The 7,589-nt window shown below is 70.8% G+C and carries 10 protein-coding genes; 4 read left to right on the top strand and 6 right to left on the bottom strand.

Features of this window, described 5'->3' with window-relative positions; all coding sequences use genetic code 11:
• The 3 genes from AOK17_RS46865 to AOK17_RS46870 all read right to left on the bottom strand — a co-directional run.
• On the bottom strand, positions 1–413 hold a 413-nt coding region (locus tag AOK17_RS46865), incomplete at its 3' end, for a hypothetical protein (protein WP_055618730.1).
• Positions 414–440: 27 nt separating this feature from the next.
• Positions 441–566, bottom strand: a complete 126-nt coding sequence (locus AOK17_RS53725) for a hypothetical protein (RefSeq protein WP_281198699.1) — start codon at positions 564–566, stop codon at positions 441–443.
• A gap of 161 nt (positions 567–727) precedes the next feature.
• Positions 728–1,693 (bottom strand): pirin family protein, encoded by a 966-nt coding sequence (locus AOK17_RS46870; protein WP_055618731.1) that lies wholly within the window; start codon positions 1,691–1,693, stop codon positions 728–730.
• 120 nt (positions 1,694–1,813) lie between these two features.
• Here AOK17_RS46870 and AOK17_RS46875 point away from each other — a divergent pair, with 120 nt between their 5' ends.
• The 3 genes from AOK17_RS46875 to AOK17_RS46885 all read left to right on the top strand — a co-directional run bounded on the left by AOK17_RS46875 (position 1,814) and on the right by AOK17_RS46885 (position 3,193).
• Positions 1,814–2,296: a MarR family winged helix-turn-helix transcriptional regulator gene (locus AOK17_RS46875; RefSeq protein ID WP_055618732.1), complete on the top strand. Its 483-nt coding sequence runs from the start codon at positions 1,814–1,816 to the stop codon at positions 2,294–2,296.
• Positions 2,293–2,757 carry a MarR family winged helix-turn-helix transcriptional regulator gene (locus AOK17_RS46880; RefSeq protein WP_055618733.1) on the top strand — a complete coding sequence of 155 codons (465 nt, stop codon included), beginning with the start codon at positions 2,293–2,295 and terminating at the stop codon, positions 2,755–2,757. The genes AOK17_RS46875 and AOK17_RS46880 overlap by 4 nt, the downstream gene beginning before the upstream one ends.
• An 88-nt stretch (positions 2,758–2,845) precedes the next feature.
• On the top strand, positions 2,846–3,193 hold the full coding sequence (locus AOK17_RS46885) for a tetratricopeptide repeat protein (RefSeq protein WP_063997398.1): 348 nt from the start codon (positions 2,846–2,848) through the stop codon (positions 3,191–3,193).
• 22 nt (positions 3,194–3,215) lie between these two features.
• On the opposite strand, the gene AOK17_RS46890 is transcribed toward AOK17_RS46885, so the two are convergent.
• The 3 genes from AOK17_RS46890 to AOK17_RS46900 all read right to left on the bottom strand — a co-directional run bounded on the left by AOK17_RS46890 (position 3,216) and on the right by AOK17_RS46900 (position 6,570).
• Entirely contained in the window at positions 3,216–4,484 is a 1,269-nt protein-coding gene (locus tag AOK17_RS46890; RefSeq protein WP_055618734.1) for an MFS transporter, read from the bottom strand.
• A complete protein-coding gene (locus AOK17_RS46895; protein ID WP_055618735.1) occupies positions 4,481–5,029 on the bottom strand; it encodes a winged helix-turn-helix domain-containing protein in 549 nt (182 codons plus the stop codon). The genes AOK17_RS46890 and AOK17_RS46895 overlap by 4 nt, the downstream gene beginning before the upstream one ends.
• A 143-nt stretch (positions 5,030–5,172) precedes the next feature.
• Positions 5,173–6,570: a PepSY-associated TM helix domain-containing protein gene (locus AOK17_RS46900; RefSeq protein WP_055618736.1), complete on the bottom strand. Its 1,398-nt coding sequence runs from the start codon at positions 6,568–6,570 to the stop codon at positions 5,173–5,175.
• A gap of 175 nt (positions 6,571–6,745) precedes the next feature.
• Between AOK17_RS46900 and AOK17_RS46905 the strand changes: the two genes are divergently transcribed.
• The gene (locus AOK17_RS46905; RefSeq protein WP_055618739.1) at positions 6,746–7,399 is read left to right on the top strand and encodes a hypothetical protein; all 654 of its coding nucleotides are present in this window, start codon (positions 6,746–6,748) and stop codon (positions 7,397–7,399) included.
• Positions 7,400–7,589: the final 190 nt, after the last annotated feature.

Here is a 7,589-nt window from a genome sequence, read left to right on the forward strand (position 1 = left end):
GGGGCGTGGTCGACGACGAAGCGGCCGGCCGGGCCCAGGCTTTTGGGGCCGAGGCGGCTGCGGTCGCCGTCGCGCGCGACGATGAGCAACTCCGCGCCCTGCGCGGCGACCACGACCTCCTGCTCGACGCGGCCGGTGCGCTCTATGCGGGTGCAGGGGCGGCCGAGGCGGTCGGCGGCGGCTTGGAGGAGCTGGTTGGCGGCAGTGGCGGCGAGGTGTTCCAGGCGGGTGCCGGGGTCGCGTTCGGGGTGGCCACGGCCGAGCAGGCCGGCGAAGGCACCGTGCGCGATGCCCGGGATCTCATGGCCCGTCACATGGAGCAGGACGATCTCAGCATCCTCAGAGGCATGAGTGAGAGTGGCGTCCACTACGGCGGGCCAGGCACCTTCGACGATCCACGCGATGACGGCCATCCGCTCACCCTCCGACTCCCACGCAGGTCATGTTCCGATCGAACGCAGCCACACCCACAACGCCGGCGTCGAACAGCCGAGCGCGCCGGACACCGCGTACAGGCCGAGCCGGGTGAACTCGCCCGGCCCCACACCAGTGTCGTGGTCGCGCACGATACGCCGCCACAGCGAGGTCGCCAGAATGCTCGCGTACGGGGGTGAGGTCGGAACCGATCAGGGGCCATAGCGCGAAGCCCCCGCCCAGCACGAAGGAGCGGCCAGGCAAGTCGCCGAAGCCGCGCAACCGCGCGACGGCCACCCCGGATTCCCTCTCGTCAGCGCACCCTTCCCCGCGGTTTGAGTGGTACCGGCGGCAATTCAGGAGCAGGCAGTGCCGCCCCGTCATACCCCTTCACCTCGCCGAACCGCGCCCCGGTCATCCAGTCCGCACGGGCCTGGGTGATCTCCTCCTGGGAGCGGCCGATGAAGTTCCACCACATGATCAGTTCCTCCTCGAACGGCTCACCCCCGAGGAGCATGAGGCCCGCGTCCGACTCGGCGCGCAGGGGGAGTTCGGAGCGACCGCAGCCGAGGTAGAGCATGGAACCGGGCAGCAGCGGTACGCCGTCGACGTGGGCCTCGCCGGACATGGACAGCACGGCGTACTCGAAGTCCGGCTCCAACGGGAGGCGTACGTCGGCGCCCTGAGCGAGGGCCAGGTCGGCGCCGACGATCGGGGTGTACGTCGTCCCGGGCGAGGCCGCCCCGTCGACGCTGCCGAGGATGAGCGTGGCCTCGATGCCGGGTGCGGTGACGACGGGCAGTTCGGCGTGGTGCTCGAACAGCGGGTCGGTGTGGCGGTCGCCGTCGGGGAGCGCGACCCACAGCTGCGCGCCATGGAGGAAGCGGGCGTGCGACTTGGGGCTCTCCTCCGAGTGGCTGATGGCCCGGCCGGACGTCATCAGGCCCAGCTCGCGCGGCCGGATCGTCTGGAGGCTGCCGGTGGAGTCGCGGTGCAGGACTTCGCCCTCGTGGAGCCAGCTGACGGTCTGCAGGCCCATGTGCGGATGCGGCGGAACCTGCATACCGGGCTCTTCGGCGATGTCGTCGGGGCCGTAATGATCGACGAAGCACCAGGCGCCCACCATGCGCCGGCCCAGGTTGGGCAGCAGACGGCGGACTTCGCTGGACTCGCCGAGCTTGACCCGGCGGGGACTGAGGAGTTCACGCACCGGCTCCGCCACCACGAATCCCCGGCCGCCGCACAGAGCGGGAACTGCCTCGCGATCAAGATTGCTCATGGCCCACAACTTAGCCCCGCGAAGGACGCTCCGTCAGGCCATCCACCCGCCGGTCGGCGGTCACGACGGCCGCCTGGCAGATACTAGCCATGTACATAGTAGCCATGTACCGTATATCTCATGAGCGCGAACCCCGAGGGCGCGACGCCCGGCTTCCTGGTGTGGCGCCTGTCGATGAAATGGCGGGTCGCCGTGGACCGGGCGGTGGCGCCGCTCGGCCTGACCCACGCGCAGTACTCGCTGGTGGCGTCGCTGTACGGCATGCACCGGACCGGGCTCCGCCCCAGCCAGCGGCAACTCGCCGACCACACAGGGCTCGAACCGCTGTACGTGTCGAAGCTCGCCCGCGCCCTGGAGGCAGCCGGCCTCGTCGAGCGCACACGGGACCCCGCCGATCCCCGCGCGGTGCAGCTGACGCTCACCGACCAGGGTCGCGAGGTCACTCGCCGAGCGATCGGGATCGTGCACGGACTGCTGGAACAACTGCTGACGCCACTCGGAGGCCTCGACGGCCCACGCACCAAGGCCTTCAGCCGCGAGCTGGCGACCCTGCTGGACGTACCACTTGACCCGCCGACCGAGAACGAGACGGAGCAGTCATGACCACCGCCACACCCGCCACACCCACTACCCCCACCGTCAACGGCCGCGTCATCGCCCTGGCCCACTACGCGGGCCGTGCCGTCCTGGAGCGCGTCCTGACGCGTACGGGCAACACGTTCAACCAGTCGGTGACCCTCAGGGTCGTCGCGATCGCGGACGCCCCCATCGCACGCGGCAAGGTGGCGGCCGACGTGACCGGCTCACTGAAGATCGAGGAGTCGGCGGTGCACGCCACCATCGACGAACTGGTGGCAGCGAAGCTGGTCGAAGAGGTCCTGTCGGACGGTTCCGGGCTGCGACTCACACCCGTCGGCCGGGACCTGTACGAGCGGGTCACCGCCGAGACCAACCAGATCTCCGCCCGGATCTACGCGGACATCCCCACCGAGGACCTGGCGACGGCAGGCCGCGTACTGACACTCGTCAACGAACGGGCGAACGCCGAACTGGCCCGCATGTAAAGCCACCGGCAGCCAAGACTGGGCACCCGCGAAGGTCGTGGAATATTCAACGAATCAACGTCGTTCTGCCTGCCGAAGGAGGTCGGAAGTGGACACGACGTACTACGACCACGGGACGTCCGCGGAGCGCTGGGAGCGCGCCCGGATGTTCTTCGACGCCAAGGAATACGCCGCCTCGGCGCGCATCCTCGACGGCCTGGTCGAGGAGGTGCCGGAGCAGGTGGGCCCGCGACTGCTGCTGGCCCGCGCCTACTACCACTCGGCCCAACTGGGCCGCGCGGAAACCCAGTTGCGGCTCCTCATCGAACGCGACCCCGTGGAGCACTACGCCCGCCTGATGCTGGGCCGCACCCTCCAACGCCAGGGCCGAACAGACGAGGCCGAGCCCCACATCCGCCTCGCCTCGGCCCTCGCGGGCGAGTTCGAGTCCTTGTGAGTGCCGGGAGAAGCGCGAGCGCCTAGAGGCGCACACCGCGAAGTGACGGGCTGAGCGCGGTCGCTGCCGCGAGGACGCAGATCGCTCCGCACCCGGCGAAGAAGGTCGCCGTACCCCAGAATGCGGCGGCCAGGCCGGTGAGCGGGAAGAGCAGAGGGCTGAGCCCCAAGGTGCCGAGGGTCGTCACGGAAGTGACGCGCCCGAGGTACCGGGGCTCGGCCTCTTTCTGCACCAGGGCGTTGCCCAGAACCATCGCAACACCGCTGACCGCGCCGAGCAGCCCGCTGAGCACGACGGCTGTTCCTGGTGCCGTGGCCCTGCCCAGCACCGTGACCAGACCGGCGGTCACGGCGAGCGAGACGGCCAGAACGGTTCCGGCGCGTGGTACCCGGCGGGCCGCGGCCATCGCCAGGGCGCTGACGGCACCACCGACGCTGAACACGGCGAGAATCCAGCCGAGTGCTGCGGCGTCCCACTTCCGTTCATCGGCGAGAAGGACGAGTCCGGCCGCGAGCGGGCCGCTGAAGCACATCTCACCGAGAGCGATGACCCAGACGAGGCGGCGCAGCCGCCGGTGACCGCGCAGATAGCGGAGGCCGTCGCGCAGGTCGGCCGACAGGGGCCGGGGCGGCTTGGATTCGACGGGACCGCTCCGATGCGGGGCGGGCTCGACGTCCCCCTCCCCCGGCGCCGTGGCGACCGCCGTCGCGACGACCGGTTTCATGCGCACCGCCGACAACAGACCCAACGACACCCCGAACAGCGCCCCCACCACGGCGAATGCGCCTGCCGCTCCCACCACGGCCAGGGCGAAGGACCCGACCAACGGCCCCACCGCGTTGCTGAACCGCACCGCCAGCACCCGCATGCCCTGCACGCGGGCCAGCTGCCCCTGGTCCGTGAGCCTCGGCGGCAGAGCGCCCACCGCCGGCATGAACACCGCGTCGACCACGCCGAAGAGCACGGACAGGGCGTACAGCAGCCACAGTTGAGGGCCGCCGGCCCAGGTCGCGGCGGCGGCACCGAGCAGCACCCCGCACCGTACGAAGTCGCTGCCGATCAGCACGCGGCGCGGGCCGAAGCGGTCGGCGAGCACACCGCCGCCCAGCATGAGGACGGCACGGGGTATCGCCCCGACGGCGAGGACGACACCCACCTGTGCGGGACCCGCGACACGGGCAGTGGCCCAGGACAGGGCCATGAAATAGGCGACATCGCCGGTGACCGACGTGGTGTAGGCGCCCAGCCAGCGCAGGACGTCGGGATCGCGGAAGGCGGGCCTCGCGGTCACGTCTCGTCGACGAGCAACGGGAACATCTGCAGCTGAACGGCCACCCGCTCGGCCGGCTCCCCCGTCCGGTACCGCTCGATCACTCCCGCCAACTCCCGCTTCATCGCGTCGAGTTCGCCGGGCGTCAGGTGCAGCGTCTGGCTCATGAACGTGCTGACCCCGAACCACTCGTCGGGCAGGACCGGTACGACCTCGGCGGCCACCCTGCGCAGCGTCTCGCCGTCGGTCAGGGCCAGAGCCTGTACGTACGCACGGTTTTCGGTGGCGTCGGGTGACAAGGACGGGTCGTGCATCGAAATCCGGTGCCGCGCACGCCACCACCTGTCCCGCCTCGTCCCCCGCTCCGTGTCCTCCTCGATGAGTCCGCCCGCCGCCAGACGCCGCAGATGGTAGCTGGCCGCGCCGGAGTCCAGCTCGAAGTGCGTGGCCAACTGCCGCACGGTTGCCGGGCCTTGCTGGCGCAGGCGGTTCAGCAGTGCGAGCCGCATGGGGTGCGCCAGTACACGTAGCGCGGCCGTGTCGAGGGTGATGTCGTCGTCCGCCATGGGGCGCAGCGTAGAACGCGAAGAACTCTTCCGGAAGAGTTCTTCGTGAACATCCCTTCGCAAGCACATCGTTGCGGCCACAACGACGCGTACGGCCGGGTACCCGCCCAAAGGGACCCGACCGTACGTACAACTGCGGGTCGCTACTTGGCCGTCGCGTACGTCCGTTTCCCGCGGCGGTGGGCGATCTCGCCCAGTGCGATGTCCACGGCGATGAAGGCGGCCAGGGGGATGCCGAGGAGGGGGACGAAGTAGCCGAGGACGGCTATGGCTGCCATCAGGGGGACGAGGATGTAGGCGGGGACGTGTTGCCAGGCGCCGCGGGGAATGGGGCGGCCGAAGGAGGAGGATCGGCCGCGTTGCCACCACATTCGGTAGCCCCAGAGGATGAGCAGGATCAGGCTCAGGGCCAGGGCCATCAGTACGAGCTGGTTGGCGAGGCCGAACAGGACTCCGGTGTGGGCGTCGATGCCCCAGCGGGTCAGCTTCGCGAGGACCGGGTAGTCGGCGAAGCGGACCGTGTCGGTGACCTCGCCGTTCGACGGGTCGACGGCGACCGCGTCCTGCTTGGTGGGCCAGCTGCGCTGGACCTGCCTCACCACGTAGCCGGACTCGGCGTCGGCGGGCGGGACTATCTCCACCGGGTCGCCCAGGCCCTCCGCCCGCGCGGACGCCAGCACCTTGTCGAGGCCGACACCGTGCCCGACGTCTCCCTCTGCTGCAGCGGAATCGTGGCCTGAGTGTTCGCCGCCCGCGGCCGACGAGATCGCGGGGGTGGCCTGGTGGAGCGAGGTGCGCAGTTCGTCGATGTGCGCGCCGGCGTACGTCGACCAGGTCAGTCCCGTCGCCGCGAGGAAGAAGAACCCGAGGGCGGCCCAGACACCGACCGTGCCGTGCAGACCGAGTGTGCGTCGGCGGCCGGTGGTGCCGCGTATCTTGCGCTGCGTACGGCGGCGGCTGAACCAGAGCACCAGACCGCCGCCCGCTATCACCCACAGCCAGCTGGCGGCGAGTTCGCTGTAGAGCCGGCCGTTCTGGCCGAGCTGCAGGTTGGCGTGGAACTCGTCGATCCAGGTGCGCAGCGGCAGCGCGCCGGTGGATCCGTACTGTTCGAGCGAGCCGCGCACCTTGGCGGTGTACGGGTCGACGAACACCGCGAGGGTGTGGGTCTCCTCGATGCCCGGGACGCCGGACAGCATCACCCTGGTGGTCTCGTCGTCCTTCGGCGAGGGGCGTACGGCGGAGACCGTGCCCTCCGGGTGGGCCTTGCGAGCGGCCGTGACCTGCTCGGATATCGGCAGCTTCTCGTCGCCGACAGGGACCGTCATCTCGTGTGAGTACAGGATCTTCTCGGCCTGGAACGACGCCGCGTACAGGAATCCGGTCGTGGCGGCGACCAGCAGGAACGGGGCGACGAGCACTCCGGCGTAGAAGTGCAGCCGCAGGACCAGGGGGCGCAGCGGCGACCAGAGGCCGCGTTTCGGGGAGGGGGCGACGGCTTGCGGGGACTCGTCCGTCTCGGTCGTGGGAGCGGTGGTCATCGGCGGGCTTCTCCGGTGGGGCAGGGGACGACGGGCCGTGCTCGGCCGTTGCGGTGCAGTAGTCGGTGCGCGAGGGCGTCGAGTTCCCGGAGGTTCGCGTGGTGTGGGTCACATCGTGAGGCGCATATCGGGGCTCCGGTCATCCCGGCGGCCCTGGACTGGCACGATGCTCGCCATGACCTCCGGGATCGCCTTCCGCCTCGCGCGTGCCGCCGTGTTCGCGGCCGTGTGCGTGGTGACGGCGAGCCTGGGGCACACGCTGATGTCCGGGGCGGGTCTGCCGTGGTGGGCCGTCGGGTACGCGTTCGCCGCGACGACGGCCGCCGCGTGGTGGCTCACCGGGCGGGAGCGCGGTGTCGGGTTGGTGACCGGAGCCACGGTCGTGGCTCAGCTCGGGCTGCACCAGCTGTTCGGACTCGCCCAACGTGCGCGCTCGTCGGACACCTTCATGTCCACGGCGTCCATGGACGCCGGCCATACGCATACGCACCCGATGGGCCCCGAGCCGGCGGACACCCTGCTCATGGGTGGTGACGTCGGCATGTTCGCGGCCCACCTGCTCGCCGCGCTCGTCTGCGGTGTGTGGCTGTGGCGGGGCGAGGAGGCCGCGTTCCGTACGGCGCGGGCGGTCGCGTACCGCACCGGCCGGCTGCTGCTCGGCGCCTCGCCCTTCGAGCTACTGCGGCGGGCGTTGCGGGTTTCGGCGGCCGTGCGGCCCGCCGGGCCCGTGCGGACGCCCGTGTTCGTCCCGGTGCGCCGGCTGCGCGGAGTTCTGCTGGAGTACGCCGTCGCGCGGAGGGGTCCGCCGGTCGCACCGGCCGCCCGCTGACCGTCCGTCCCGCTACCGGTGACGGGCGGATCCGCGGCGTACGTGCCTGCCGTCGGCGAACGGCTCGCGTGCCCGGCGACCAAGTCCCGGTCCTCCTCGTAGGCCGGTCCCGGTCCTCCAAGTAGGCGCCTGTCCCGGTCCTTCTCGTAGGCCGGGTCCCGGTCCTTCTCGTAGGCCGGGTCCCGGTCCT

The organism is Streptomyces phaeochromogenes, assembly GCF_001418655.1.
GTDB lineage: Bacteria > Actinomycetota > Actinomycetes > Streptomycetales > Streptomycetaceae > Streptomyces > Streptomyces phaeochromogenes.

Bases quoted from the DNA above. Each gene is read 5' to 3' on its own strand.
- AOK17_RS46880 (WP_055618733.1), top strand. From the start codon at position 2,293: ATGACCACCGCCACACCCGCCACACCCACTACCCCCACCGTCAACGGC.
- AOK17_RS46900 (WP_055618736.1), bottom strand. From the start codon at position 6,570: ATGACCACCGCTCCCACGACCGAGACGGACGAGTCCCCGCAAGCCGTC.
- AOK17_RS46895 (WP_055618735.1), bottom strand. From the start codon at position 5,029: ATGGCGGACGACGACATCACCCTCGACACGGCCGCGCTACGTGTACTG.
- AOK17_RS46905 (WP_055618739.1), top strand. From the start codon at position 6,746: ATGACCTCCGGGATCGCCTTCCGCCTCGCGCGTGCCGCCGTGTTCGCG.
- AOK17_RS46875 (WP_055618732.1), top strand. From the start codon at position 1,814: ATGAGCGCGAACCCCGAGGGCGCGACGCCCGGCTTCCTGGTGTGGCGC.
- AOK17_RS46870 (WP_055618731.1), bottom strand. From the start codon at position 1,693: ATGAGCAATCTTGATCGCGAGGCAGTTCCCGCTCTGTGCGGCGGCCGG.